Raw genomic sequence first — 24,374 nt, forward strand, 5'->3', positions numbered from 1 at the left:
TCGCTGGCCGCTACAGCCGCACTGTATCATGCGCAAAAACACCTCCATCGGCACCACCCCGGCAGCGATCGCCGCCGCCGAAGAGGCGCTGGGCCGGACGCTGCCCGCATCCTACGTGCAATGGCTGCTGGCGAACAATGGCCGCGCGCTGGGCGCCTTGTGCGTGTTTCCCGTCTACGACGCGGCCAATGCGCGCAAGACGTGGGAATCGATCGAGCGCCATTACCGCGCGGACTGGCGGGAATGGCTGGAGATGGTGGGCGGGAATGCCAGCGATGCCGATAGCCTGCTACCTTTCGCCCAGTTCGGCACCGGCGATTACTATTGCTTTGACTATGCGCAAACGGGTTCGGCAGGCGAACCCGTGGTCGTGCTGTGGTCGCACGAGACAGGCGCCGCCACGACGGTGGCGCCCGACTTCGCGGCATTCCTCGCGCTGCCCGGCCGCCCCGGCTGAAGCGGGGCGGCGCGGCACGGTTTTACTTGACCGGGCGCCAGGTCAGCGGATAGCGGTAGACGATGCCGTTGCTGGCCTTGACGGCGGCAATGATGGAAAACACCAGATTGCCCAGCGCCACCAGCCAGAACAGGAAGATGCCGATGATGACGAAGGTCAGGATGAAGCACAGGATGTACCAGAGGATCAGGGTGATCTGGAAATTCAGCGCTTCCTTGGCATTCTCGGCCGAGAACTTGTCCGCATCGTCCTTCTTGATCAGGTAAATGATCAGCGGCGCCACCCAGCTGGTGAACAGGCCGCCAATATGGGACAGGATGGCGATCGTCGTATCCTGCGTACGACCCACTTCCGGCTGCGAGTTATCCATTATCTTTCCCATCATTAGTTATAGATACATCAATATAACAGTAATATTTCTTTTTGGAATGAAACACGTGCTGACGGAAGGGATTTTTTATTCCCCGCCAGGCTGCGCCCGCGCCAGCCGTCCCAGGGTGGCGATGGCCTCTTCCAGCCGTGGCGTCCACGGGTGGCCGTAATTGAGGCGGATGCAGTGGCGAAATGCGCGCGTGGCGGAAAAGATGGGACCGGGCGCGATGCTGATGCCGGCCGCCAGCGCGCTGCGGTGCATGGCCAGCGCGTCGACGCTGGCCGGCATCTCGACCCAGACGAAATAGCCGCCCTGCGGGCGCGTGACGCGGGTGCCCGGCGGAAAATGCACGGCGATGGCTTGCAGCATGGTGTTTTGCTGCGCCGCCAGGGTCAGGCGCAGCTGGCGCAAATGGCGGTCGTAGCCGCCCTGCGCCAGGTAATCGGCCAGCGCCATCTGCAGCGGGATCGGCGCCGACAGGCTGGTGGTCAGCTTCAATCGCTCGACCCGGCGCGCATGGCGTCCTGCCACGGCCCAGCCCAGGCGGAAACCGGGCGCCAGGGTCTTGGAAAACGAGCTGCAATGCATGACCATGCCCGCGCTGTCGTAGCTTTTCGTCAAGCCCGGACGCTGCTTGCCGAAATACAGCTCGCCATACACATCATCCTCGATCAGCGGCACGCCGTGGCGCGCCAGCAACGCCACCAGTGCGCGCTTCTTTTCCGGCGGCATCAAACTGCCGAGGGGATTCTGGAAATTCGTCATCAGCCAGCACGCCTTGGGCTGGTGGCGCTGCAGCAACTCTTCCAGCGCCGCCAGGTCGACGCCGTCGCGCGGGCTGGTGGCGATCTCGACGGCCTTGAGTTCCAGCCGCTCCAGCGCCTGCAGGCAGGCATAGAAGCTGGGTGATTCGATCAACACCGTGTCGCCAGGCCGCGTGACGGCTTGCAGGCACAGGTTCAGCGCTTCCAGCGCGCCATTCGTGATGACGATATCGTCGCTGGAAACGAGCACGCCGTCGAGCTGGTAGCGCAGCGCGATCTGGCGCCGCAGTTCCGCATTGCCCAGCGATAAATCCGTGACCGTGCTCCACGGGTCGAGGCGGCGCATGCTGGCCGAGACGGCCCGCGCCAACTTCTCCATTGGAAACAAATCGGGGCTGGGAAACGCCGAGCCGAACGGCACGATGTCGCGCGCGCCGACGGCGCCCAGCACTTCAAACACGAGGTCGCTGACATCGACCGTGGTGCTGGCGTCGAGCGGACGGGAACTGTCCGGCTCGGGCGCCAGCGCGGCGCGCTGCGGCGCCACGTAATAGCCGGAGCGGGGTCGCGAGACGATCATGCCGCGCGCTTCCAGTAAATAATATGCCTGGAACACGGTCGACGGACTGACGCCGCGCCGCGCATGTTGCTGGCGCACGGATGGCAACTTGTCACCAGGCAGCAACAGCTGCGTGCTGATCATGGCGGCGACCTCCTCCGCCAACTCTTCATAGCGTTTCAACCGTGCTCCCTCAAACTGATCCGTAGTTTTATTGCAAAACTGATCCTGTCCCAATCACAGCGCCCAGTATATGCTAGGGTAACAACATCCGGGCAGCAACACCGGCACGCGCCATCGACCGACGAGACAGCTTATCTTCCCATGCCACTTTCCATGCGACTTTCCCTGCCACGGCACACCCTCTGCATGCTGGCCTTGGCCATCGCGCTGCCCACCCTGGCGCTGGCCGCGCCCGCCACCATTTCCGCCAGCCACGACAGCCTGGAACAGCGCATCAAGGCATGCACGGCTTGCCATGCGCAACAGGAAAAGCACGACGCCTTCTTTCCCCGCATCGCCGGCAAGCCGGCCGGCTACCTGTACAACCAGCTGCTCAATTTCCGCGAAGGACGGCGCCAGTATCCGATGATGAACTATATGGTGGAGCACTTGCCGGACGCCTACTTGCGCGAAATCGCCGACTACTTTGCGGCACACCACCCTGCCCCGCCGCCGGCCCAGCCCAGCAATGCCGGTGCGGCCGCCCTGGCGCGGGGCCGCCAGCTGGTGCTGCAAGGCGACAGCGGCAAGAAGATTCCCGCCTGCATCGCCTGCCATGGCGAAAAGCTGGCCGGCGTGGCGCCCGCCATCCCCGGCTTGCTGGGCTTGCCGCGCGACTATATCAACGCCCAGTTCGGCGCGTGGAAGAACGGCAAGCGCCGCGCCCACGCGCCCGACTGCATGGCGCAAGTCGCCGAACGCCTGTCGGACGCGGACGTGGGCGCCGTCTCGGCCTGGCTGGGCACGCAAGTGGCCAGTGCCGACGCCCGCCCCGCGGAAAACATCGCCGTGCCGCTGCCGCTGCACTGCGGCGGCGTGCCGGGCTCCGGCGCGCAGGTGGCGCCATGAAGAAATGGCCGATCGCGATTGCCGGCGTCGCCATCGTCGCGGCCGGCGCCAGATTCCTGCTGTGGCCCGCGGACGACGTCGGGCCGCCGGCCGCCGCCAGTACATTGGGAAAAGAGCAGCTGGTCGCGCGCGGCGCCTACCTGGCCAAGGCGGGCGACTGCATGGCTTGCCACACGACGCGCGGCGGCGTGCCGTACGCCGGCGGACGCGCCTTGCAAACGCCATTCGGCAAGGTGATGTCGCCCAACATCACGGCCGACAGGGAAACGGGCATCGGCAGCTGGACGGCCGACGACTTCTGGCGCGCCATCCATAACGGCAAATCGAAGGATGGCCGTCTGCTGTATCCGGCCTTTCCGTACACCAACTACACGAAGGTGCAGCGCGAAGACAGCGACGCCTTGTACGCGTATTTCCAGAGCGTGCCGGCGCACAGGCAGGCCAGCCTGCCGCACGAACTGCGCTTCCCCTACAACCAGCAGATCGCGCTGGCCGCCTGGCGCGCGCTGTATTTCAAGCCGGGCGTGTACCAGCCGCTCACGACGCACAGCATGGAGTGGAACCGCGGCGCCTATCTGGTGCAGGGCCTGGGCCACTGCAGCGCCTGCCATAGCAGCCGCACTACCTTGGGCGGCAGCGACGACGGCCTGTCGGGCGGCCTGATCCCCATGCTGGGCTGGTATGCGCCTTCGCTGACGTCGGATGCGGAAGCGGGCCTGGGCGACTGGGACACGGCGCATATCGTGGAATTGCTGCAAACGGGCGTCTCGCCGCGCGCCACCGTCTTCGGCCCCATGGCCGAGGTGGTGCGGCAAAGCCTGCAGCACATGAGCGGCGCCGACGTGCAGGCGATGGCCGTGTACCTGAAAAGCCTGCCCGGCCCGGCCCGGCCGGCGCCGCGCACGCCGCGCGACGCGTCCGAGCAAGGTCGGCAGCAACTGGCGCTGGGCGCGAAATTGTACGAGGCGCAATGCGCGAGCTGCCACCAGGCCGACGGCAAGGGCGTGCCGCCCGGCTATCCGCCATTGGCCGGCAACCGCGCGCTGACGACGGTCTCGGCAGTGAACGCCATCCGCCTCGTGCTCAACGGCGGCTTCGCGCCCGGAACAGCCGGCAACCCGCGCCCCTACGGCATGCCACCGTTCGGCCCCGTGATGGACGACCGCGAGGTGGCGGCCGTGGTCACCTACCTGCGCGCCTCGTGGGGCAATGATGCGCCGGCGGTGTCGGCCCTGGAAGTCAATAAATACCGCAGCGTGCCGCTCGAGTAGCAGACGTCAAAAAGCCGGCTCGCGCCGGCTTTTTTGTCTACCGCCATTCTCAGCGGAACTTGCTCTTGTGTCCCGTCTTCAGGTCCAGCGCATAGCGCACGCCGTTATCCGTCAGCATGACTTCGTCGGGCGGTTCCTCGCCGGCCAGCGCGCCGTCGATCAGCGGCAAGCCTTCGCCCTTGCGCATCAGGTCATCGCAGCGCTCGTACACGTTCGCGCAGCCCGTGGAAGCCATCAGCGATTGCACGATGGCCACTTTCCACGCGTCGACGCCGCCGGCGTTGAATTCGCAGATCAGATAGCCTTGCGCGCCGCCGAACAGCTGCACCACCAGGCCCGGCAAGCCCTCGTCCTCTCCCTTGATCAGGGTCAACAGCTGGTTCTCGCCCGCCTTCTTGATGGCTGGCAGCTTTTTCTCGATGGCGGCCTTGACGCGGCGCTTGATCAGCGCGTGGTCGACGGGCTCGTCTTCCTTGAAACTCCAGATGCGGGCGCGGATCTGCGACTTCGAATTGTAGGCGGCGCGGGCGATGAACTGCTTCGACGAGCTCTGCACGATGGCCGTCGAGCCGGGCTTCATTTTTTCCTGCGGCTTGCCTTCGACTTTTTCAATCGCGGATGCGTAGATCCACGATTGGCCCAGCAAGCTCTTTTCCTTGCCCTGTTTGATGGTGATGATCAGCATGTAATTCCAGTAGTGTGAGCGGCGCGTGCCGTTCGTCGTATGTCCAATACCGGCATGATACCTCATGCCATCCTGTCGCATCCTCCTGCATTCTGTGCCGCCAGCATTGCCGTCTGTCGCAGCGCGGTACGCAAACGCGGCCCGCTGGCATACCATGCACGCATACCAATTCTAAACAGGGAGCAAGAATGACACACGCAATTTTCCAACCCCGCCATCGCCGCGCCGCAGGCGCCCTGCTGCTGGCCGCCTGCGCCCTGGCGGTTCCCGCCGCGCCGGCGCTGGCGTCGCCGCTGGACTGGATCTCCGGCAACAGCATCCAGGGCAGCGGCAAGCTGCAAAAGCAGACGCGCGAAGTGGGCAGTTTCCACGGCGTGGCGCTGAATGTGCCGGGCACGGTCGAATTGCGTATCGGCAACACGGACAGCGTCACCATCGAGGCCGACGACAATATCCTGCCGCTGATCGACACGGCCGTGGAAAACGGCACCCTGCGCATCCGTCCCGGCAAGCGCAACGCCAACTTCCGCCAGAGCAGCCTGACCATCGTCATCCAGGCGCGCCAGGTGGAGCGCATCAGCGTGGGCGGTTCGGGCAACATCACGGCAACGGGCTTGCGCGCCGAAAAACTGCGCTTCGACGTGGGCGGCTCCGGCTCCATCAACGCGCGCGACCTCGACAGCCGCATGACCTCCATTTCCATCGGCGGCAGCGGCAGCTTCAAGGCCAGCGGCAAGACGGAGCAACTGACCGCATCGATCGGCGGCTCCGGCAATATCCAGGCGGGCCGCCTGGCCGCGAACGACGTGCAGGTGAGCATCGGCGGCTCGGGCGAGGCGGAAGTGTGGGCCAAGGATGACTTGACCATCAGCATCGGCGGTTCGGGCGAAGTCAGCTACTACGGCGACCCGCGCATCAGCCGCAGCATGCAGCGTTCGAGCAGCATCAAGCGCCTGGGCAGCAGCCCGAACTGAGCATGATCAACGACAAAAGCCCGGAACGCTCCGGGCTTTTTCATGGGTAACGACCGAACATCAGCGCGCCGGCTTCACCGGTTCGCGGTCGATCTGCACCGTATTGACGCTATCGGTCAGCCAGATCTGGCCATCCTGGATCGTGCATTGCAGCTGCATGGTGCGCTGCGCCAGCTTGCTCATGTCTTGCGCCGCCTCGGATGGCAGGTTGATCACGGTCAAGTTCTTCGCCCGTTCCAGTTTATTGGCGATCTGCTTCCACCAGATGTGGCTGGTGGAGCCATAGCTGTAGACGATCACTTGCTCGGAACGTCCGCACGCCTTCAGGATGCGCTTTTCGTCGGGCTGGCCCACTTCGATCCACAGCTGGATGGCGCCCGTCAAGTCCTTCTGCCACAGGTCCGGCTCTTCCGTGTCGAACAGGCCCTTGGTGAAGGTGAGCGCCTCGTTGGCGTGGATGGCGAACGCCAGCAGGCGCACCATCATGCGTTCGTCCGTCTCGGACGGGTGGCGCGCCAGGGTCAGCGCGTGATCCTGGTAGTAATTGCGGTCCATGTCGGCGATCTGCAGATCGGCTTTGAAGATTGTTGCTTTAAGGGCCATCGTGTTTCTGTCTCGGTAATCAATAAGGTAAGTAAATGCTGCCCGCCAATTTAGCGGAAGACGACCGTCTTGTCGCCATTTTTCAGGATGCGGTGCTCGACGAACCATTTCACGGCGCGCGCCAGCACCACGCATTCGACGTCGCGGCCGATGGCCGTCAGCGTGTCGGCATCCATCGCGTGGTCGACGCGTTCGACATCCTGCTCGATGATCGGGCCTTCGTCCAGATCGCCCGTGACGAAGTGCGCCGTCGCGCCGATCAGCTTGACGCCGCGGTGATGCGCCTGCGCATACGGCTTGGCGCCCTTGAAGCTGGGCAGGAAGGAATGGTGGATATTGATGGCGCGCCCGTCGAGCGCCTGGCACAGGCCCGGCGACAGGATCTGCATGTAGCGCGCCAGCACCACCAGGTCGATGCGGTGGGTCTCCATCAGCTCGATGATCTTCGCTTCCTGCGCCAGCTTGGCCGCCTCCGGCGCGCCGGTCGCCAGCGGCAGGTGGTGGAACGGAATATTGTAGCTGGCCGCCAGCTGGTAGAACTCCATGTGGTTCGAGACGATGGCGGGGATTTCCACGTTCAGCAAGCCGCTCTTGTAGCGGAACAGCAAATCGTTCAGGCAATGGCCGATCTTCGACACCATCAGCATGACGCGCGGCTTGACGCGCGCATCGTGCAACTGACCGTGGAATTGACCGTTGAGCTGCATGGTTTGCGACAGGGCGGCAAAGTCGGCGCGCAGCTGGGCGTCGCTGACGGCGCCGTCTTCCAGCGCGAAATGCACGCGCATGAAGAACAGCTGGGACTCCTGGTCGCCGAACTGGGCGGAATCGAGGATGTTGCAGCCGTGTTCGGCAAGGAAGCCGGACACGCGGTGCACGATGCCGCGCTGGTCCAGGCAGGACAGGGTCAGGATGTATTCGGGATGCGTCATGGTCGCGAAAGTAGGCAAAAAGTAGGGCAATGCTCGGCTCAGCCACGCGCGCCGGCCATCGGCTGCGCTGCCGCGAGCCGGCTATTGTCGCACGGCTGGGCTTATAAACCGGCATTTTCCGCGCAGCCGGCATGGGAGCGCCCGGCAGGCGTGCCATTTCACCGCCATTTGATCTAGCGCAAAGTCCCCGCATTTTTCTACCTGCCAGCGACCATCCCCCCCATAAACCGGCATCTGGCGTGGAACCTGGCGCGCCGTCCGGCGTCTATCCCTTTGCTTGTTGCAGCATACGTCGCATCCGGTGCACCGGGTGTTTCTCGGACCAGATTTTCATTGAGGTAGAACATGTTCACAGACAGTATCACTCCCAGTCTCAGCCCCGCCCTGAAGTCCCACCTGGAAGCTCAGCTCAACTTCGCCACCGAACTGTCGCGCAAGCTGTTCGACACGACGCAGAAAATGAGCGAGCTCAATCTGCGGCTGGCACATGACCTGCTCCAGGAATGGAGCCATGCCAGCCAGCAGCTGCTGTGCGCACGCGACACTGGCGAGTTCATGTCGGTGGTTTCCCGGCTGCAACTGGGCAGCGACAAGCTGCGCCAGTACCAGCAGCAATTGGGCAATCTCGTCGCCAACGCCAATGTCGAGATGAACCGCACGGCGGAAACCCACATACCCGAGGCCAGCCGCACGGCCGTGGCCTTCGCCGATGAACTGGTGCGCAAGACGGCCGAAGAAACGGAGAAAGCCACGCAGCGCCAGCGCGAATTGATCGAAAAAATGCAGGTCAGCGGTCATCGCGACGGCGCTGGCCACAGCCGCGACACCAGCAGGCAATCCGACCAGGCACATTGACTACCTGATTTCCACTCGATAGCAAGGAGAGCAACATGGCTAGCAATCAAGGTAATGAACAAGGCAAGGGGGCTGGCAGCAGCCAGAAGGCGGGCGAATCCGGCAAAGGCACGAGCAAGCGTGGCTTTGCCGCCATGAATGAAGAGCAGCAGCGCGAAATCGCCAGCAAGGGCGGCCAGGCGGCGCACCAGAAAGGCACCGCTCATGAGTTCGATTCGGAAGAAGCGCGGCGGGCCGGGCAAAAAGGCGGCGAAGCCGTCAGCCGCAACCGCGAACACATGGCGGAAATCGGCCGCAAAGGCGGCGAGAGCCGGCAATCGGCCCAGCGCGCCAATGAAAGCCGCGGCGGCACGGCGGCACGCGGCGGTAGCGCCGAGCAGCCATCCCGGGCGGGCAGGCCCGGCAGCAAGGACGAGGACGACAAGGGCTGAGTTGCCCCGAGGCTTGAGGCGTCCTTGCCGCACGGCTCGGTAATACGGGCCGTGCCGTACGCAGGTACGGGAGCGGGAATGGCGGCGGCGCGCAATGGTGTGTCAGCGTCGCCGCGCGCCGCCGTGCGCCCAGGAAGGCCGGGATGCCCACGGGTAAGCCTTGACGGGATGCCGGGAACGTCTGGACGTTCCTTGACACGACGGAGTAGCGTGATTTCCTTGACATGACGGGGAAACATGAATGAGGAAGGAGCATGACGGTGCCACAGTGGCACGCCTGGCGGGGGTGACATTCTGCGGATAAGGTTGCATCCAGGTAGAGTTATATTTCAGCAAGGTTGGAGATAGCTGCGGCGAAGGAAGACTGATACGGATGAGCTCGACCAAGAGCCCGGCCCGATGGGAGCCGGATGGACAGGAGCGTGCCTGGCAGTAGCCAGGCCCAGCGCAGGGCGCCACGCTGTGGTACATTCTCGCCTCGACCGACCGACCCGCCCTTCCCCGCATGCAGCCATCCCTGAAATACCTGAGCGCCTATTCCGAGCAGACGCTATCGCAAGTGCAACAGCTGATCGCACAAGACAAGCTGGGCGAAGTGCTGCTGAAACGCTATCCGAGCGCGCATGACGTGCGCAACGACAAGGCGCTGTACCAGTACGTGCAGGATTTGAAAAATGAATTCCTGCGCAACGCCGAACCCATCAACAAAGTGGCGTTCGACAGCAAGATCCATGTGATCCAGCATGCGCTGGGCTTGCATACGTCCATTTCACGCGTGCAGGGCGGCAAGCTCAAGGCCAAGCACGAAATCCGCGTGGCCACCATGTTCAAGGAAGTGCCGCTGGAATTCCTGCGCATGATCGCCGTGCACGAGCTGGCGCATGTGAAGGAAAAACAGCATGACAAGGCTTTCTACAAGCTGTGCACGTATATGGAGCCGCAATACCACCAGTACGAATTCGATGTGCGGCTGTACCTGACCCAGCTCGACCTGTCCGGCCAGCGCCTGTGGTCATGATGGCCGGCGCCTGTCCGCATAAAAAAAGCCGCCCGGTCAAACGGGCGGCTTTTTAATTGCTGTGCTGGCCTGGCCGGCACGGCGCTCAAGCTCAGGCAGCGTTCTTGCGGCGGCGCAGGAAAGCCAGCACGCCCAGGCCGCCCAGCAGCATGCCGTAGGTTGCCGGTTCCGGCACGGGGCTCACGGTGGCCGTGATATTGTCGACCTGGAAGGTGTGCAAGGCGCCTTCGCGCCACGTTGCCGACAGCAGATTGTTGAAACCGGTGAACGAATAGTCGCTGAAGCTGTGGCTGCCATCGAGGCTGAACGTCTGGGTCACCGTGCCGCCGCCCACTTGATGGCCGACAAAGGTCACGTCAAAGGAACCGGGCAAGCTGACGAAGTCGGCCAGGCTGATCGAGCTCAGCGAGAAGGCGGCGCCGTCGGCGCGGCTCAACGTCGTCGTCGACAGGGCCGTCGCACCGAGGCCGGCCGAACCGGCATAGGCGAAGCTGCTCTGGTGCGCCGAGCTCAACAGACCCAGGAAGCTGCTGTCGAAATTGTAGCCGCCTTCGGAGTAGGAGTTGAAGACGGAACCGAAGATGCCAGGATGTTCCAGCGAATCGAAGCCGATGGTGGTCGTTTGTGCCTGGGCACCGCCGGCGGCGGCGAGAATGGCGGCGACAGCGGTCGCGCGCAAGAGGGTCATGGGTTTCAAAATAGCATCCTTTCGAGATGATGAAGTAGCGTGGCTGTGGCAACTTGAAACGGATCGGCACCTTTTTTTGGGAGTCTGTACAACGCTCGTCGGTGTCCGATATTCCTAACTTTTGAACAATACCAGTAGACCACACTCATGCTTAAAAAGCATCTTCATTTTCAAAAAAACATGCCACCAGAGAAATATTATGGACATATTTTTATTAATTAATTCATTGAGCCCGATCAATTTTCCCGTGCGGAAATAAAAAAGCCATGCACTGCGCAGTGCATGGCCCTTGTCACATTGTAGGAAAAACAGCCAGCGACGGCGCGGCGCCGGGCACCCGACGGCACCCGCACGGCCAGCCCGCAAGCTTACGGCGCGCACTCCTTCAGCCGCTGCACCAGCGCGGCCGGATCGGCATCGCTGTTCAGGAAGGCCGCATGGTGCGGGCGGATGAAGCCCTGCTCCTTGCCGTTCTGCACGAAGGCGATCAAGCCATCGTAGAACCGGTCGACATTGAGCAGGCCGATCGGCTTGGCGTGCAGGCCCAGCTGGGCCCAGGTCAGCATCTCGAACAGCTCTTCCAGCGTACCGTAGCCGCCAGGCATGGCGATGAAGGCGTCGGCCAGGCTGGCCATCATGGCCTTGCGTTCATGCATGTCTTTCACGATGAACTGGCGCGTCAAGCCCGTGTGGCCCACTTCGCGCTCGACCAGCTGGGTCGGGATCACGCCCGTCACCTCGCCGCCCAGACGCAACACCTCATCGGCGATGACGCCCATCAGGCCGACATTGCCGCCGCCATACACGAGTGAAATATTTTCCGCCACCAGCACGCGTGCCAGTTCGCGCGCCGCTATCGCATAGTCCGGGGTCACGCCCGCATTGGCGCCACAGTAGACACATAAAGCCTTGATCACAGCATTCCCTTACTCTTTCAGTTCATCAATCGCAGCCTCGACTTCGAGGCGCTCCTTGGCGTCGACCGCCACGCAGTCGGCCGCCAGTTCATACAGGGCCAGCGCTTCCGCCAGCTTTTTCTTTCCATCGAGCATATTCAAGGCGCGCGCATACTCGCTGTGGGCCAGCGCCGAATGGGGCGTCAGCGCCAGCGCCGTCTTGAAATGCTGGTAGCCGTCGTCCTTGTTGGCGCCGTACGTCAGGCTGCCGATCATGGCGCCGACCTTGTCGATAATTTCCGTATGATAAATCCCAAACGCGATATGCGCTTCGGCATGCATGGGCGCCAGGGTCATCGTGCGGTCCAGGCTGTTGCGCACGCGCGCGCCCATGCCCTGCGCCAGGGCCTTGACGACGGAGGTGCCCAGCGCATAGCGGCCCAGGCTGTAGGCATGCCAGTAATAGCCGGCCGGATTGTCGGGCTGCTCGCTTTGCTGGCGCTCGCACCGTTCCGCCACCTCCTCGTACAAGTCCAGCTTGTGGCTGTCGCTCAACTCCAGATGCGTGGCGTAGATGCAGGTGGCCTTGTGCGCCACCGCATAGCCGGGCACGCCGATGGCCAGGCCCAGCCTCGCGGCCTTTTCGAAGTCGCCCGCATGGAAGGCCAGCCAGGCCTGCAGCAAGCCGGCGTGCCGGGGAAACGGCTCGACATCGCCCGCATGCAGGCGCGGCCAGGCCGCTTCCAGGCTGTGTTCCGTGTACACATAGGCTGCGTCAGGATAAGGGAATTGTTTCCAGGCCATACCATGTCTCCCGTGAATAACGTCCGGACCGCGCTACCGGCAACGCTGGCGCGCCGGCAACCCCCGTCAGTCGTTTTTAAGTTTGGTCACATACTCTTCCGACAACTTTCGAAACAACAGATGCGTTTCATTGCGCAGGTACGGCCCGATCAGCGACAGCACCTGGTAGCAGCCGCGCGCCAGCGCATCGGACATCGATTGCTGCTCGCTGTACTTGCGCGGGTTGCGCACGTATTCGTACGATAGCCAGTAGGTGGCGACGACCACCATATTCGTCGCCATCGCGCCGATTTCCATGTCCGACGCCTCGAGCGACTGTTCGCTGCGCAAGTCTTCGCACAGCTGCGTGGCCACCTTGATCTTGTGCGCCAGGATCAGCTTGAAATGCAGTTCCAGCTTGCGGTTACGCGACAGCAAATCGTTGAGGTCGCGGTAGAAGAAGCGGTAGCGCCAGATCAGCTCGAACATCAGGTGCAGGTACAGCCAGACGTCCTCGATATTCGAGCGGCGCCCGTCGGGCACGGTCAGGATGCGTTCGATCTCCGCCTCGAACTGGACGAAGATCGAGTTGACGATATCGTCCTTGTTGCGAAAGTGGTAGTACAGGTTTCCCGGCGAAATATTCATCTCTTCCGCGATCACGGTGGTCGTGATATTCGGCTCACCAAACTCGTTGAACAGGCGCAGCGACAACTCCAGGATGCGTTCGCGGGTACGACGTGGTGCTTTTTGTAGCATGGCGGGCAATCTCTCTGTGTTCTGCCTCAAGCATACCACCTAAGATAGCCAGAATGAAACACTCGGCCCGACGGCGCCGGTGTAAACGGAGCGACAAAAAAAAAGCCTGCGCGAGCAGGCTGGACGGGATACGGCGCACGCTCAGGCCGGCGGCGCCTTTTTCTTCGCCGCCGGTCTGGCAGCGGCACCCGCCGCGGCCTTGACCACAGGCTTGGCGGCGGGTTTCGCTGCCGCCCTGGCCGCCGGTTTCGCCGGCGCCTTGACGGCGGCCGCCGTCGCCACGGCCTTGGGCGCCGCCTTCACGACCGGTTGGGCGACCAGCTTGGCGGCCGGCCTGGATACCACTTTCACGGCCGGCTTCGCCACGGCCTTCGCCTTCGGCGCGGCCTTGGACGCGGACCTGGCCGCCGCCTTCGCCGCTGGTGGCGCCTTGCCGGACAGCGCCAGCACCTGCTGGCTCAGGGCATCGATCTTCGCATGCAGCGCGGCGATGTCATGCTGCATGGGCACGCCGATGGTCGCCAGGGCGCGCGCGACGCGCTCCTCGAACACCTGCTCGAGCTTGTCCCAGGAACCGCTGGCCTGCTTGCCCACGCCATCGGCCAGCCTGCTCACGCTGTCGCTGACGCCGGAAACCTTGTCTTCGGCCCGTTTCTGGAATTGCGTGCCTTCCTGGACCAGCTTGGAAAAGACGCGGCCGCCCTCTTCCTGCGCCTTGGCGAAGGCGCCGAGGCCGGCTTGCCAGATCTGCTGCGCGGACGAGCGCACGGCGCTTGCCAGCTCCTTGTCTTCCGCCAGCTCCTTCAATTTCTTCACCATCGTCAGCTCCCGTCATAAAAGACCATGCCACTTCATCGATGCTTTTTATTCTAGTGAGCAAAACTAGAGACGGGAGTCTAATTCGATAGAGATGCGCTTCTAAACGTGCGCCAGCGCACGCCGGTGCCCTGCCTCAGGCGGCCGCTTTCACGGAGCCGTGCAGCAAGCCATGCAGGCGGAAGCCTTCGCGGATATTCTCGCGCAGGACGGCGCCCTTCCACGGCTTGGTGTAGAAGCGGTCGACGGCGCCGCGGTTGATGGCCGCCATGATGGGAGTGAGGTCGGCAAACGCCGACAGCATGATGCGGAAGGTGTCGGGGCACAGGTGCTTGACGCGCTCCATGAATTCGGTGCCGCTCATGAGCGGCATGCACTGGTCGCACAGGATCACCTGCACCTTGTGGCGCGCCAGGATGTCGAAGCCCTCGGCCGCCGTCTGCGCCGTCAGGATGCGGTAGCCGTCCTGCGCCAGGAAGTCGCTGAGCACATCGAGCATGAAGACATCGTCGTCGACGATCAGCAGGGTTTGCTGCTCTTCGCTGCCGGCGTCCTGCGGCGCCTGCAGCAGCTTGCCGCCCATCAGCATCTGTTCGAATTCTTCCTGCGGCACGGGGCGGCTGAAATAATAGCCCTGCATCTCGTCGCAGCCGTGGCGGCGCAGGTAGGCCAGCTGCGCATCGCTTTCCACGCCTTCGGCGATCACCTGCAGCTTCATGCTGTGCGCCATGCTGATGATGGCCAGCACGATGGCCGCGTCGTCCGGGTTGCTCGTCACTTCGCGCACGAAGGCGATGTCGATCTTCAGCTTGTCGATGGGGAAACGCTTCAGGTAGGCCAGGCTGGAATAGCCGGTGCCGAAATCGTCGATGGAAATCTGGATGCCCAGCGCCTTGAGGTTGCGCAGCACGGCGATGGTTTCCTCGGCATTCGACATCAGCGAGCTTTCCGTCAGCTCCAGTTCCAGCAGGTCGGGCGCGATGTCGTGCTTGCGGATCGCCTTGAGCACCTCTTCCTCCAGCCCGCCGACGAAGAACTGGATGCCCGACACGTTCACCGACAGGTGCACGGGGCCGATGCTGCTGGCGCCCCACTCGCTGATCTTCTTGCATGCCTCGTCGAGCACCCAGTTGCCGACCCGCACGATGAGGCCCGTCTCTTCCAGCAGGGGGATGAACAGGGCCGGCGAGACCATGCCGTGGCCCGGCCGGCGCCAGCGTATCAGCGCCTCGGCGCCGCTGATGCGGCCCGAAATGATATGCACCTTGGGCTGGAAGAAGAGCACGAATTCCTCGTTGTCGATGGCGCGCCGCAGGGCGTTTTCCATGTCCAGGCGGGCCATCGACTGCGCATTCATCTCCGCCGTGAAGAAGCGGAAGGCATCGCGCCCCGCTTCCTTGGCGCGGTACATGGCCGTGTCGGCATACTGGATCAGGGTGTCGGCGTCGACGCCATCGTCGGGATACACGGAAATGCCGATGCTGACCGTGACCGTCACCTCGTGGCCCTGCAAGTCGAAGGGCTTGCGCATCGCTTCGCGGATCTTGTCGACCACGCCCACGGAGTGCTGGGCGCCTTCGGGCAGCACCAGGATGGCGGCAAATTCATCGCCGCCGAAGCGCCCGATGGTGTCGCGCACGCGCAGGCAATCGACCAGGCGGCTGGAAAACTGGCGCAGCAGGTCGTCGCCGATGGTGTGGCCGAGGGTGTCGTTCACATTCTTGAAGCGGTCCACGTCCATGAACAGCACGGCCACGGCCCACTGGTGTTCGGCCGCCTGCACCAGCGAATGCGTGAGCGAGGCGTAGAACTGGCTGCGGTTCGGCAAGCCCGTCAGGGTATCGAAATGGGCCAGCTTCATCAGGCGCTGTTCGGCGTCCTTGCGCTCGGTGATGTCGCGCGCCACGGCCACCAGGATCCAGCTCTGGCCCGAGCGCAGGGTGCGCCGCTGCACTTCCACCGACAGCGGCGAGCCATCCTTGCGCTGCAGCTGCAGCTCCGTCATGGGGCCGCCCTGGTCGCCCGCCAGCAGCTTGTTGTACAGTTCTTCCAGCTGCGCCTCTCCCTCGTGTGCGCGGCCCGGTCCCACGCGCAGGAAATCCTCGCGCTCGAAGCCGAGCATGCGGCACGCCGTCTGGTTGACGTCGACAAAGCACATGCCGGCGCGGTCGACGAGGAAAATCGCGTCCGCCGTGGCATCCATCGCCAGGCGGAAGCGGCGCAGGTCTTCATCGAGGCGGATGCGCGCCGCCATGTCCAGGGTCAGCTGTTCATGGTGACGCTTGATTTCGTCATACAGCAGCAGGTTGTCGTAGGCGACGGCGATCTGCGCCGCCACCGTGGCGGCGACGCGCTCGTCGACTTCGGAAAATTCATTCGCGCCCAGCTTGTCGACCAGGTACAGCCAGCCGTGGCTGCGCTCGCGCGAGGCGATGGCCACGCCCAGGAACGAGTGCACGGGCGGGTGCGTGTCGGGCAGGCCCAGCGCCGTGGGATCGCCTTTCAAGCCATTCACCCGGTAGGGCTGGCGCTGCTCCAGCAAGCGGTTCAGGATGCCCGTGCGCGGCGCGCTGGCGATGCGCTCGAGGTTTTTCTCCGTGCCGCACGAGGAAAAATAGCTGAGCTTCTCGGCGCCCGGCTCCAGCACGCCGATGCACGCGTATTTCGAGACGCAGATATTCTGCGCCACCTTGCAGCCCGCTTCGATCAGCGCGCGCGGATCGCGCTCGGCGCCCAGTTCGATGCCCAGCTCGATCAGCGCCGTCAGGCGCAGGCTCACGGCTTGCAGGCTGGCCAGCGAGCGCGACAGGCGCTCCGTCATGATGGCCAGGTCTTCCGGCATGGCCGCCTGGCCTTCGCCCTGGCTGGCCAGCTGCGAAATCTGCTGGCTGCTCGATTCCAGCTCGTCGAGGTAGCCGCTGACCTGGTTGTCGATGCCGGCCAGCTTGCCCGCGGCGGCCGGCGCGCGGGCCAGCTGGCCGGCATCGGCGGCGGGCGGCGCGGTCGCGGCCGGAGCGACCAGTCCCAGCGCCTCGTTCACGGTGCGCACGATGACATCGGGATCGGACGGCTTGGGCAGCACCCAGCGCACGCCGCACGCCTGCGCCAGCAGTATCGCTTCCTGTTCGCGGTAGGTGGCCGTATAAAAGATGATGGGCACGTCGGCCAGCGCCGGATCTTCATGCACGCGCGTGACGAATTCGTAGCCGTCCATGTTCGGCATGAGGATGTCGGAAATGATCAGGTCCGGCCGCTCGGTACGCATGATTTCCAGGCCTTCCGTGCCATTCCCCGCTTCCAGCAGGCGGTGGCCGCCATAGCCCAGCAGCGCGGTGAGGAACTCGCGGTTCAGCACATGATCGTCAACGATCAGGATAGTGGCAATGTCGTTTTTAACTGGCGTCGACGGCGCCCCGGGTAAAAAAGATTCGAGTTCCGCAACGAACAGGTCGGGCTCGATCGGTTTGCCGATATAGCCATTGAAACCGGCTTCGAGCAGGCGCTCGCGGTCGCCCACCATGGCCAGCGCCGTCACGGCCAGGGCCGGAATCTTGCGCAGCAGCGGGTCTTTCTTCAGCTCGGCCACCACGCCATAGCCGTCGAGCTTGGGCAAATGCACGTCGCAGATGATCAAATCCGGCAACTCGCTGCGCGCCATGCGCACGCCCTCTTCGCCGTCATAGGCGGCCAGCGGCGTGTACCCGAAGGCGCGCAGCAGGTACACCATCAATTCCATATTGGTGGCGTTATCTTCGATGATCAGGATACGTGCGGACAATTAGCACCCCCCATAAAAACTGCGTTGATCCATTTTTTGCTTGCGCCCATTTTCCGCTTGCGCGCGTAACATAACAATCCTACAACATCTTGCCATAGATTCCGGTAAAAATCTTGTCCGTGGATTTCAGCGGGACGGCGCAGGCAGACGCGGCAATCAATTTCCCGGCGGCTACTTCCTGACGTTAGCTTAATACAGTACGTCTGTGGAAAACAGTAATTTCTGGCCCCGATATCGTTAAATACAGGCAACAGCAGAGTTAAAAGCGACAGTCTTGCCATGCAGACAAAACGCCACGTTGCTCAGCCAAAATGGGGGGTACAAGGGGCCTTGACGACTTCGCACTTGATAGTGATTTCAGCCAGCACCCGGCGCAGCACGCGCGCGTCGCTGGCCAACGCCACGTGGCCGATGCCGCCCAGGGCGATATTGCGCGCACCAGGCAGGTGCGCGGACGATTGCGGCGCAACGATATTGTCGTGGTGCGAGTAGATCGACGTGAACAGCGCGCGCACCGCGGGCGGCTCGCCGGCGGCCAGCTGCGCCAGCCAGCTGTCCGGCTCATCGTTGAGGCGGCGCATCTGGCGCGCATTGGCGCCCGCCGCCAGGTTGGCCAGCCGCGTGCCGTGGTGCGGCGTGCCGATGGTGATGACGCGGGCCACACGGGCCGCGCCATGGCGGCGCAGCCAGGCGCGCGCCACCAGGCCGCCCATGCTGTGCGCCACCACGACGACTTGCGCGCTGCCCGTGCGCGCGCACAGCGCCTCGACGGCCACCTCCACCTGGGGCACGAAGGCCTCGATATCGGCGCCGATCGGTTCCAGGTCGACGGCGTCGTGCGCGATGCCGGCGCGCGCCAGCATGCCGCTCAGCCGCGTCCAGTAACCGCGGTTGCACACATAGCCGTGGATCAGCAGCACGGGCAAGCCCCCGGATGGCGCGGCGGCGTCCAGCACAGCCAGGCGCGGACGCAGCATGCCCCAGGACGACGTCCACAGGGTGGCGCGCAGCTCGCCGAAAAACAGGCGCGCCGCGCCCAGGGCGCCCAGCTGATACTCCGGCGGCACGGGACTGCCGAAGCGCCGGCTTTGCCGGAAATTGCGCAGCACGATCAGCGCCCGCACGGCCAGCAGCAGCGCCAGCGCCAGCAGCACGGCCACGGCGGGCGACGCGACGCCCCAGGCCCGCATGGCCAGGCAGGCCACCCCCAGCACGGCCAGCACTTGCAGCAGCATCAGCCAGCGGAGGATGCGCGCGATCATGCGGCGGCGGATGCGGGCATGGGCACGGGCGCCGGCTTGCCCGTCAGTTCCTGCGCCAGGCCGCTGGCCAGGCGCGCCGCCAGCGCATAGATGGTCAGCTGCGGATTGGCGCCGATCGAGGTGGGGAACAGCGAGCCGTCGTGCACGGACAGGTTGCGCACGCCGTGGTAGCGGCCATCGGCGCCCGTCACGCCCAGGCGCGCATCGTCGGACATGGCGCAGCCGCCCATCACGTGGGCCGACACGACGCGCGCCAGCAGGGCCTTGAGCGGCAAATCGCCGATGGCCTGCTTCGCCTGCGTCCAGCTGGTGTAGTGGCCGGCCATTTCATGCACCGGATACACGCTCTGCGCGCCGGCGGCGAACTGGATTTCCGCCATCGACAGCAGCGCGCGCCGCACGCCATCCCAGAGGAAGGGCGTGAGCGGATAGTCGAGCACGGGCGCGCCGAAGCTGTCGACCGACACGCTGCCGCCGGCCGAGTCATGGTGAAAGCCGTCGCGCAGCAGCGCCAGCAAGGCATGCGCATGGGGGAATTCGCGCATGATGCGCGCGTGCTCGTCGCCGAAGCCGCCCATGGTGGTGGCCATCAGCAGCGGGTGCAGCGGCGGCGCCTCGAGCTTGTAGCCGATGGCGCCGTCGATGGGCGCCACATGCAGGAAATGGTCGGAATAAATCGTCTGCGGCGCACCCGCATAGGCGTCGACGCGCTGCGCGAACAGGCCCGCCGAAATCACCGTCGGATGCAGGAAGGTGCGCCGGCCCAGCAAACCGTGCGGGTCGGGCGCCTGCGAGCGCAGCAGCAGCGCCGGCGAATTGATGGCGCCGCCGGCCAGCACGAAGTGTTTGGCGCGCACCGTGATGCGCACGCCCGTCGGCGCCTGCCCGGCAACGTCGAGCGCCGTCACCTGCAGGCTGTCGATGCGCTCACCCTTGAAAAGGAAGCGCTCGGCGCGCGCATGCACGAGCAGGGACGCCCCCAGCGCCAGCGCCGCGGGGATCGTCGTCACCAGCATCGACTGCTTGGCGTTCGTCGGACAGCCCATGCCGCAGTAGCCGAGGTTCCAGCAGCCGTTCACATTGCGCCGGATGGCGGCCGTGGGGATGCCCAGCGCCGTCGCGCCACGGCGCAATAAGTCGTTGTTTTCATTCGGCGGCGCGGCCCAGTCGCTCACGTGCAGGCGCCGCTCCATCATGGAGAACCACGGCGCCATCGCGTCCACCGAATAGCCGGCCAGGCCGAAATGGCGCTGCCAGTATTCGAGCGTGCCGGGCGGCGTGCGGAAGCTCGAAGTCCAGTTGACGGTGGTCGAGCCGCCGACGGTGCGCCCCTGCAGGATATTGATCGCCTTGTCGCGCGTCTTGCGCGCGGCCGATTCCTGGTACAGGGCGGGATAGGCGTCGGCCTCGCGCATCTTGAAGTCTTGCGAGGACTTCAGGCCGCCCTCCTCCACGATCAGGACGCTCAAGCCGGCCAGCGCGAGGATTTCCGCCGTCACGCCGCCGCCGGCGCCGCTGCCGATGACGACCACGTCGGCTTCCAGCGTGCGGTCGGCGGCCACGGTGCTGGCGTCGATGACTTTCCAGCCGGCGGCAATGCCGGCGGCGACGGGATCGGGTATGGGGGATGTGCTCATGGTGGCCTTGTCAGCTCAGTTCGGGCAGCGGGCCCGGATAGCCGATGGCGGCCCAGTGGGCGGCATCGGCATACCAGGCGCCGAGGATCAGGTCATGCAGGGCCAGGTACGCCGTCTGCAGGGTGGCCAGGCGGTGCGTGCGCCACGACTGCAAAAAGGCGCTGACCTGGGCCGGGTCGGCTTCGCGCCAGCCGCCTTTCACGCCGGCGACGAAGCGCCGCGCCGGCGCCAGCGCCAGCAAGCCGAACAGGTCCTGCACTTCCTGCTGCGCCGCCAGCGGCAAGCCGAGGATGGCCGTGCGCACGCCGACGATGGCGCCGTCGAGCGCCGCGGCCCGCGCGCCAGCGTCCTGCGGCAGCGCGCCGCCCAGCATGGCCGGCACGATGGCGGCCAGCGCCGCGCGCGCCTCGCCGTCGAGCACGAAACGCCCGGGCGGCGCAGGCCCGCGCACCGCGCGGTACGCGGCGCCGCCGGCCGCCAGCGTACAGGCGCCGATGAGGCCCAGCTTCAGAAACGATCTGCGTCGCATACCCATGTCTCCCCTTGTTTTATCCTGCCTTTTGCAAGCCAGTGTACGCCAAAGAACGCAGGCTTCCGCGCGCAAAAACTAGAGCGGCGCGTCTAGTTTCCGGCACTGCAGCCACAGCACCAGCATGGCCAGCAGCGCCGCCAGCGCGCCGCCCAGGGCGATGCTGGCCAGGCCGAAGGCGACGATCAGCATGCCGCCCAGCGCCCCGCCGGCGGCCGTGCCCAGGTTGAAGGCGGCGATGTTCAAGCCGGCCGCCACGGCGTCGCTGCCCGGGCAATGCTGCTGCGCCAGGCGCAGCAGGCGCATGGTGGACAGGGTCACGAGGGCGAAGAACAGCATGCCCAGGCTGCCGCACAGGACCAGCAAGGCGACGGGCTGGCCGCGCAGCAGATAGAAGAGCGATAAATTGAGCGCCAGCGCGGCCAGGGCCAGCACGGCGGAACGCTGCGCGTCGGCGCGATCCGCGCACCAGCCGCCCAGCAGGTTGCCGCCGATGGCGCACACGCCAAAGCACAGCATGGCGGCGCCCAGCCAACCCGCACCGAGCCCGCCCAGCTGCAGCAGAAATGGCGAGACATACGTGAAAAAGCTGAAGGTGGCCACGCTGACCAGCGCCGCCACGCCGGCCGCCAGCAGCAGCGGCGGGCGCAGGATGGCGCGCAGACTGGCCAGGGCCGACACGGCCGGCGCCTGCTGGCGCGCGCGCGGCATGGCCCACAGCAGACCGGCGCCGCCGCACAGGGCCAGCGCGCCGATGGCGGCAAACACCGAACGCCACGACGACACGGCGCCCAGCCAGGTTCCCAGCGGCACGCCGCCGGCCAGCGCCAGGGTCAGGCCCAGCCAGACGATGGATAGCGCCCTTCCGGCGCGGCCCGGATCGACCAGGCTGGTGGCCGCGTGCGACGCGACGGCCATGAACACCCCGTGCGCGAGGCCGACGGCAAAGCGCACGCCCAGCAGCACGCCCAGGCCCGGCGCCATCGCCATGGCCACGCTGCCCAGCGCCAGCACGATCATCGTGGCCGCCAGCACCTGGCGGGTGGGCCGGCGCGCCAGCACGGCCGTCAGGATGGGCGCGCCGATGGCCGCCCCCAGCGCATACGCGGCGATCGCGCCGCCGGCCGCCGCCACGCTGGCGTGCAGGTCGCGCGCCATGCCCGACAGCAGGCCGGCGGCGATGAATTCGGACAGGCCAAAGGCAAAGCTGCACAGGGACAGCAGGTAAATAGCGGGCGGCAGCGCCGCCGCGGCGCGCGCGGCGGCAGGCGCAGGAACAGGGGGGGAAGCAAGGGACATGGCGGTTCCAGTACAGGCAAAGCGCCATGCTGGCCCCTGGGCCATCATCTGTAAAATATCTTTTTTATCTTAGAATGAGACTTCATGCGTCTCGCTGGGTAACGGACCGCCGCAGCTGCGCCAGCAGCCGTTCGCGCACGGGAGAAATGCGCTGCGGGTCCCACGCCATGTACAGGTCGAGCTGGCGCAGCGCCTCGGGCGCGTCGCTCTCCAGCGGCAGCATGTTCACGCCGGCTGGCGCGCACGCGGCCAGGCTGGCCGGCAGCAGGGCCACGCCGAAGCCGGCCGCCACCAATCCCAGCACCGTTTGCAGGCGGCGCGCCTGCTGCACCACGCGGGGCACGAAACCCGCATGCAGGCACAGGCTGGCCAACTGGTCGTGGAAACCCTGGCCCAGCTCGCGCGGCGAAGCGACGAAATCATCGCCGGCCAGGTCGGCCAGATCCACGCGCGCCTGCCCCGCGCAGCGGTGCGCAGATGGCAGCGCAATCACGATGTCTTCGCCGGACAGGCGCTCGAAACGCAAGCCCGGCGTGCTGCGGCCGGGCGCGCGCAGCAGGGCGATATCCACGTCGCCCCGCTCCAGCCACTCGACCTGCTGCTGCGTCGACGCTTCGCGCAAGGTGAATTGCACGGCCGGCGAGGCGGCGCGGAAGGCGCGCAAGGCCTCGAGCACGCGGGCGTAGGGCGTGATGTGGATAAAACTCAGGCGCAAGTGCCCCTCGATGCCCTGCGCCACGCGGCGCGTGGCGGCCACGCCTTCTTCCAGTGTCAGCAGCACCTGGCGCGCCGTGGCCAGGAAGGCCGTGCCGGCTGGCGTCAAACTGACCTTGCGGTTCGTGCGCTCGAACACGGGATAGCCAAGCGCCTCTTCCAGGCGCAGGATTGCCTGCGACAGGGGCGGCTGCGCCATGTGCAGCCGTTCGGCCGCGCGGCGGAAATTCAGTTCCTCGGCGACGGCGATGAACTGGCGCAGCAGCCGGGTTTCTATCATGGGCCTTTTTTCGCCATCGCCAGGATATGCCGCGCGATGCCGCGCAGGATATTGACTTCTTCCGTCTCCAGCCCCGTGCGCGAAAACAGGCGTTTCAACCTTGGCATGAGCTTTTTCGGATTCTCGGCATCGAGGAAATCGATGGCAACCAGCGCCTCCTGCAAATGCGCGTACATGCCGTCGACCTGGGCCAGGCTGGCCGCGTCGCCATGGAAACCGACCGCGCTGGCCGCTGGCGCCTCGCCCGATGCATCGAGCGCCGCCACGCGGCACTCATAGGCGACGACCTGCGCCGCCTGCGACAGGTTCAGCGAGGAATACTCGGGATTGGCGGGGATGTTGATCAGCACGTTGCACTGCTCGACGATCTCGTTGGGCAAGCCGAAGCGCTCGTTGCCGAAGATGACGGCCGCGTGCAAGTCCGTGCCGGCCGCCAGCTGGGCCGCGATGGCGCGCGGCGCCGTGACGGGCGGCGAGAATTCGCGCAGGCGGGCCGAGACGGCCGCCGCGTAATTGCAGCCCTCGAGCGCCTCGGCGATGGAACTGACGATGCGCGCGCCGGCCAGGATGTCCTGCGCGCCGCTGGCGAAAGCCACCGCTTCCGCATCCGTCAAGGCATCGGGAAAGCGCGGGTTGACCAGCACCAGATCGGAAAAACCCATCGTTTTCATGGCGCGCGCGACGCCGCCAATGTTGCCAGGACGACTAGTTTCGACAAGAATAAATCGCAGGCGTTTGAAAAGAGACGTGTTGATTTCGGGCAGATTCATTTAAAATAGCGCTATTGCGCGGTATCGATACAGGAAATTTCGGAAAACGGAGCCACAAAACGCTGACTCCAGGCCGGGATTTTAACCACTTCGGCACCGCTCCGCTCTTTAATTCATTCTTGCACTCCATCGTACCGGCGCCGAAAGGCGACGCTGGGCGGTCGCGTGCT

Annotated in this window: 24 protein-coding genes; 7 read left to right on the top strand and 17 right to left on the bottom strand. The window is 65.1% G+C overall.

What is annotated here, in order from left to right; all coding sequences use genetic code 11:
* Nucleotides 1-28: 28 nt before the first annotated feature.
* On the top strand, nt 29-457 hold the full coding sequence (locus AC1RDJ_RS20990; protein WP_493028581.1) for an SMI1/KNR4 family protein: 429 nt from the start codon (nt 29-31) through the stop codon (nt 455-457).
* Between the two features lie 22 nt (nt 458-479).
* On the opposite strand, the gene AC1RDJ_RS20995 is transcribed toward AC1RDJ_RS20990, so the two are convergent.
* Together AC1RDJ_RS20995 and AC1RDJ_RS21000 are read right to left on the bottom strand one after the other, a co-directional pair.
* Complete coding sequence (locus tag AC1RDJ_RS20995) at nt 480-827, bottom strand: DUF4870 domain-containing protein (RefSeq protein WP_493028582.1); 348 nt, start codon at nt 825-827, stop codon at nt 480-482.
* A gap of 87 nt (nt 828-914) precedes the next feature.
* Entirely contained in the window at nt 915-2,336 is a 1,422-nt protein-coding gene (locus tag AC1RDJ_RS21000; protein WP_493028583.1) for an aminotransferase-like domain-containing protein, read from the bottom strand.
* A 153-nt stretch (nt 2,337-2,489) separates the two neighbouring features.
* Between AC1RDJ_RS21000 and AC1RDJ_RS21005 the strand changes: the two genes are divergently transcribed.
* Both AC1RDJ_RS21005 and AC1RDJ_RS21010 read left to right on the top strand, forming a co-directional pair.
* On the top strand, nt 2,490-3,224 hold the full coding sequence (locus tag AC1RDJ_RS21005) for a c-type cytochrome (protein ID WP_232250935.1): 735 nt from the start codon (nt 2,490-2,492) through the stop codon (nt 3,222-3,224).
* Nucleotides 3,221-4,495 (top strand): c-type cytochrome, encoded by a 1,275-nt coding sequence (locus AC1RDJ_RS21010; RefSeq protein ID WP_493028584.1) that lies wholly within the window; start codon nt 3,221-3,223, stop codon nt 4,493-4,495. Before AC1RDJ_RS21005 ends, AC1RDJ_RS21010 begins: the two co-directional genes overlap by 4 nt.
* A 49-nt stretch (nt 4,496-4,544) precedes the next feature.
* Here AC1RDJ_RS21010 and AC1RDJ_RS21015 read toward each other — a convergent pair whose 3' ends face one another.
* Nucleotides 4,545-5,180, bottom strand: coding sequence for a class I SAM-dependent rRNA methyltransferase (locus AC1RDJ_RS21015; protein ID WP_492963316.1), 636 nt, complete (start codon nt 5,178-5,180; stop codon nt 4,545-4,547).
* A gap of 188 nt (nt 5,181-5,368) precedes the next feature.
* Between AC1RDJ_RS21015 and AC1RDJ_RS21020 the strand changes: the two genes are divergently transcribed.
* A complete protein-coding gene (locus AC1RDJ_RS21020) occupies nt 5,369-6,154 on the top strand; it encodes a head GIN domain-containing protein (RefSeq protein ID WP_493028585.1) in 786 nt (261 codons plus the stop codon).
* Nucleotides 6,155-6,214: 60 nt separating this feature from the next.
* On the opposite strand, the gene AC1RDJ_RS21025 is transcribed toward AC1RDJ_RS21020, so the two are convergent.
* Both AC1RDJ_RS21025 and purU read right to left on the bottom strand, forming a co-directional pair.
* Nucleotides 6,215-6,757 (bottom strand): YaeQ family protein, encoded by a 543-nt coding sequence (locus tag AC1RDJ_RS21025; protein ID WP_071324558.1) that lies wholly within the window; start codon nt 6,755-6,757, stop codon nt 6,215-6,217.
* Between the two features lie 50 nt (nt 6,758-6,807).
* A complete protein-coding gene (purU, locus tag AC1RDJ_RS21030; RefSeq protein ID WP_071324559.1) occupies nt 6,808-7,689 on the bottom strand; it encodes a formyltetrahydrofolate deformylase in 882 nt (293 codons plus the stop codon).
* Nucleotides 7,690-8,034: 345 nt separating this feature from the next.
* On the opposite strand from purU, the gene AC1RDJ_RS21035 reads away from it, so the two are divergent.
* From AC1RDJ_RS21035 to AC1RDJ_RS21045, 3 genes are all read left to right on the top strand, one after another.
* Entirely contained in the window at nt 8,035-8,544 is a 510-nt protein-coding gene (locus AC1RDJ_RS21035; protein WP_493028586.1) for a phasin family protein, read from the top strand.
* A gap of 35 nt (nt 8,545-8,579) precedes the next feature.
* Nucleotides 8,580-8,975, top strand: coding sequence for a KGG domain-containing protein (locus AC1RDJ_RS21040; RefSeq protein ID WP_071324561.1), 396 nt, complete (start codon nt 8,580-8,582; stop codon nt 8,973-8,975).
* 505 nt (nt 8,976-9,480) lie between these two features.
* Nucleotides 9,481-9,993: a YgjP-like metallopeptidase domain-containing protein gene (locus tag AC1RDJ_RS21045; RefSeq protein ID WP_071324562.1), complete on the top strand. Its 513-nt coding sequence runs from the start codon at nt 9,481-9,483 to the stop codon at nt 9,991-9,993.
* A gap of 91 nt (nt 9,994-10,084) precedes the next feature.
* Here the strand turns inward: AC1RDJ_RS21045 and AC1RDJ_RS21050 are convergent, their stop codons facing one another.
* From AC1RDJ_RS21050 to AC1RDJ_RS21105, 12 genes are all read right to left on the bottom strand, one after another.
* Nucleotides 10,085-10,681: a PEP-CTERM sorting domain-containing protein gene (locus AC1RDJ_RS21050; protein ID WP_071324563.1), complete on the bottom strand. Its 597-nt coding sequence runs from the start codon at nt 10,679-10,681 to the stop codon at nt 10,085-10,087.
* Nucleotides 10,682-11,049: 368 nt separating this feature from the next.
* Nucleotides 11,050-11,595 carry an LOG family protein gene (locus AC1RDJ_RS21055; protein WP_289889358.1) on the bottom strand — a complete coding sequence of 182 codons (546 nt, stop codon included), beginning with the start codon at nt 11,593-11,595 and terminating at the stop codon, nt 11,050-11,052.
* Between the two features lie 12 nt (nt 11,596-11,607).
* The gene (locus AC1RDJ_RS21060) at nt 11,608-12,381 is read right to left on the bottom strand and encodes a hypothetical protein (protein ID WP_493028587.1); all 774 of its coding nucleotides are present in this window, start codon (nt 12,379-12,381) and stop codon (nt 11,608-11,610) included.
* Between the two features lie 66 nt (nt 12,382-12,447).
* Nucleotides 12,448-13,119: a TetR/AcrR family transcriptional regulator gene (locus AC1RDJ_RS21065; protein WP_071324565.1), complete on the bottom strand. Its 672-nt coding sequence runs from the start codon at nt 13,117-13,119 to the stop codon at nt 12,448-12,450.
* A 141-nt stretch (nt 13,120-13,260) separates the two neighbouring features.
* Nucleotides 13,261-13,938, bottom strand: a complete 678-nt coding sequence (locus AC1RDJ_RS21070) for a phasin family protein (protein WP_493028588.1) — start codon at nt 13,936-13,938, stop codon at nt 13,261-13,263.
* Between the two features lie 133 nt (nt 13,939-14,071).
* Nucleotides 14,072-17,713 carry an EAL domain-containing protein gene (locus AC1RDJ_RS21075; protein ID WP_289889180.1) on the bottom strand — a complete coding sequence of 1,214 codons (3,642 nt, stop codon included), beginning with the start codon at nt 17,711-17,713 and terminating at the stop codon, nt 14,072-14,074.
* 302 nt (nt 17,714-18,015) lie between these two features.
* Entirely contained in the window at nt 18,016-18,975 is a 960-nt protein-coding gene (locus AC1RDJ_RS21080) for an alpha/beta hydrolase (RefSeq protein ID WP_493028589.1), read from the bottom strand.
* Nucleotides 18,972-20,612, bottom strand: coding sequence for a GMC family oxidoreductase N-terminal domain-containing protein (locus tag AC1RDJ_RS21085; RefSeq protein WP_493028590.1), 1,641 nt, complete (start codon nt 20,610-20,612; stop codon nt 18,972-18,974). Before AC1RDJ_RS21085 ends, AC1RDJ_RS21080 begins: the two co-directional genes overlap by 4 nt.
* A gap of 10 nt (nt 20,613-20,622) precedes the next feature.
* Nucleotides 20,623-21,147, bottom strand: coding sequence for a hypothetical protein (locus AC1RDJ_RS21090; RefSeq protein WP_493028591.1), 525 nt, complete (start codon nt 21,145-21,147; stop codon nt 20,623-20,625).
* Between the two features lie 72 nt (nt 21,148-21,219).
* A complete protein-coding gene (locus AC1RDJ_RS21095) occupies nt 21,220-22,440 on the bottom strand; it encodes an MFS transporter (protein ID WP_493028592.1) in 1,221 nt (406 codons plus the stop codon).
* Between the two features lie 82 nt (nt 22,441-22,522).
* On the bottom strand, nt 22,523-23,434 hold the full coding sequence (locus AC1RDJ_RS21100) for a LysR substrate-binding domain-containing protein (protein WP_493028593.1): 912 nt from the start codon (nt 23,432-23,434) through the stop codon (nt 22,523-22,525).
* On the bottom strand, nt 23,431-24,204 hold the full coding sequence (locus AC1RDJ_RS21105; RefSeq protein ID WP_493028594.1) for an RNA methyltransferase: 774 nt from the start codon (nt 24,202-24,204) through the stop codon (nt 23,431-23,433). The genes AC1RDJ_RS21100 and AC1RDJ_RS21105 overlap by 4 nt, the downstream gene beginning before the upstream one ends.
* Nucleotides 24,205-24,374 lie beyond the last annotated feature (170 nt).

The sequence above is a fragment of the Janthinobacterium sp. GW822-FHT07H10 genome (assembly GCF_058798675.1).

Coding starts and splice junctions, on each gene's coding strand:
- AC1RDJ_RS20990 (WP_493028581.1), top strand. CDS start 29: ATGCGCAAAAACACCTCCATCGGCACCACCCCGGCAGCGATCGCCGCC.
- AC1RDJ_RS20995 (WP_493028582.1), bottom strand. CDS start 827: ATGGATAACTCGCAGCCGGAAGTGGGTCGTACGCAGGATACGACGATC.
- AC1RDJ_RS21005 (WP_232250935.1), top strand. CDS start 2,490: ATGCGACTTTCCCTGCCACGGCACACCCTCTGCATGCTGGCCTTGGCC.
- AC1RDJ_RS21010 (WP_493028584.1), top strand. CDS start 3,221: ATGAAGAAATGGCCGATCGCGATTGCCGGCGTCGCCATCGTCGCGGCC.
- AC1RDJ_RS21015 (WP_492963316.1), bottom strand. CDS start 5,180: ATGCTGATCATCACCATCAAACAGGGCAAGGAAAAGAGCTTGCTGGGC.
- AC1RDJ_RS21020 (WP_493028585.1), top strand. CDS start 5,369: ATGACACACGCAATTTTCCAACCCCGCCATCGCCGCGCCGCAGGCGCC.
- AC1RDJ_RS21025 (WP_071324558.1), bottom strand. CDS start 6,757: ATGGCCCTTAAAGCAACAATCTTCAAAGCCGATCTGCAGATCGCCGAC.
- purU (WP_071324559.1), bottom strand. CDS start 7,689: ATGACGCATCCCGAATACATCCTGACCCTGTCCTGCCTGGACCAGCGC.
- AC1RDJ_RS21035 (WP_493028586.1), top strand. CDS start 8,035: ATGTTCACAGACAGTATCACTCCCAGTCTCAGCCCCGCCCTGAAGTCC.
- AC1RDJ_RS21040 (WP_071324561.1), top strand. CDS start 8,580: ATGGCTAGCAATCAAGGTAATGAACAAGGCAAGGGGGCTGGCAGCAGC.
- AC1RDJ_RS21045 (WP_071324562.1), top strand. CDS start 9,481: ATGCAGCCATCCCTGAAATACCTGAGCGCCTATTCCGAGCAGACGCTA.
- AC1RDJ_RS21050 (WP_071324563.1), bottom strand. CDS start 10,681: ATGACCCTCTTGCGCGCGACCGCTGTCGCCGCCATTCTCGCCGCCGCC.
- AC1RDJ_RS21060 (WP_493028587.1), bottom strand. CDS start 12,381: ATGGCCTGGAAACAATTCCCTTATCCTGACGCAGCCTATGTGTACACG.
- AC1RDJ_RS21065 (WP_071324565.1), bottom strand. CDS start 13,119: ATGCTACAAAAAGCACCACGTCGTACCCGCGAACGCATCCTGGAGTTG.
- AC1RDJ_RS21070 (WP_493028588.1), bottom strand. CDS start 13,938: ATGGTGAAGAAATTGAAGGAGCTGGCGGAAGACAAGGAGCTGGCAAGC.
- AC1RDJ_RS21080 (WP_493028589.1), bottom strand. CDS start 18,975: ATGATCGCGCGCATCCTCCGCTGGCTGATGCTGCTGCAAGTGCTGGCC.
- AC1RDJ_RS21085 (WP_493028590.1), bottom strand. CDS start 20,612: ATGAGCACATCCCCCATACCCGATCCCGTCGCCGCCGGCATTGCCGCC.
- AC1RDJ_RS21090 (WP_493028591.1), bottom strand. CDS start 21,147: ATGGGTATGCGACGCAGATCGTTTCTGAAGCTGGGCCTCATCGGCGCC.
- AC1RDJ_RS21095 (WP_493028592.1), bottom strand. CDS start 22,440: ATGTCCCTTGCTTCCCCCCCTGTTCCTGCGCCTGCCGCCGCGCGCGCC.
- AC1RDJ_RS21100 (WP_493028593.1), bottom strand. CDS start 23,434: ATGATAGAAACCCGGCTGCTGCGCCAGTTCATCGCCGTCGCCGAGGAA.
- AC1RDJ_RS21105 (WP_493028594.1), bottom strand. CDS start 24,204: ATGAATCTGCCCGAAATCAACACGTCTCTTTTCAAACGCCTGCGATTT.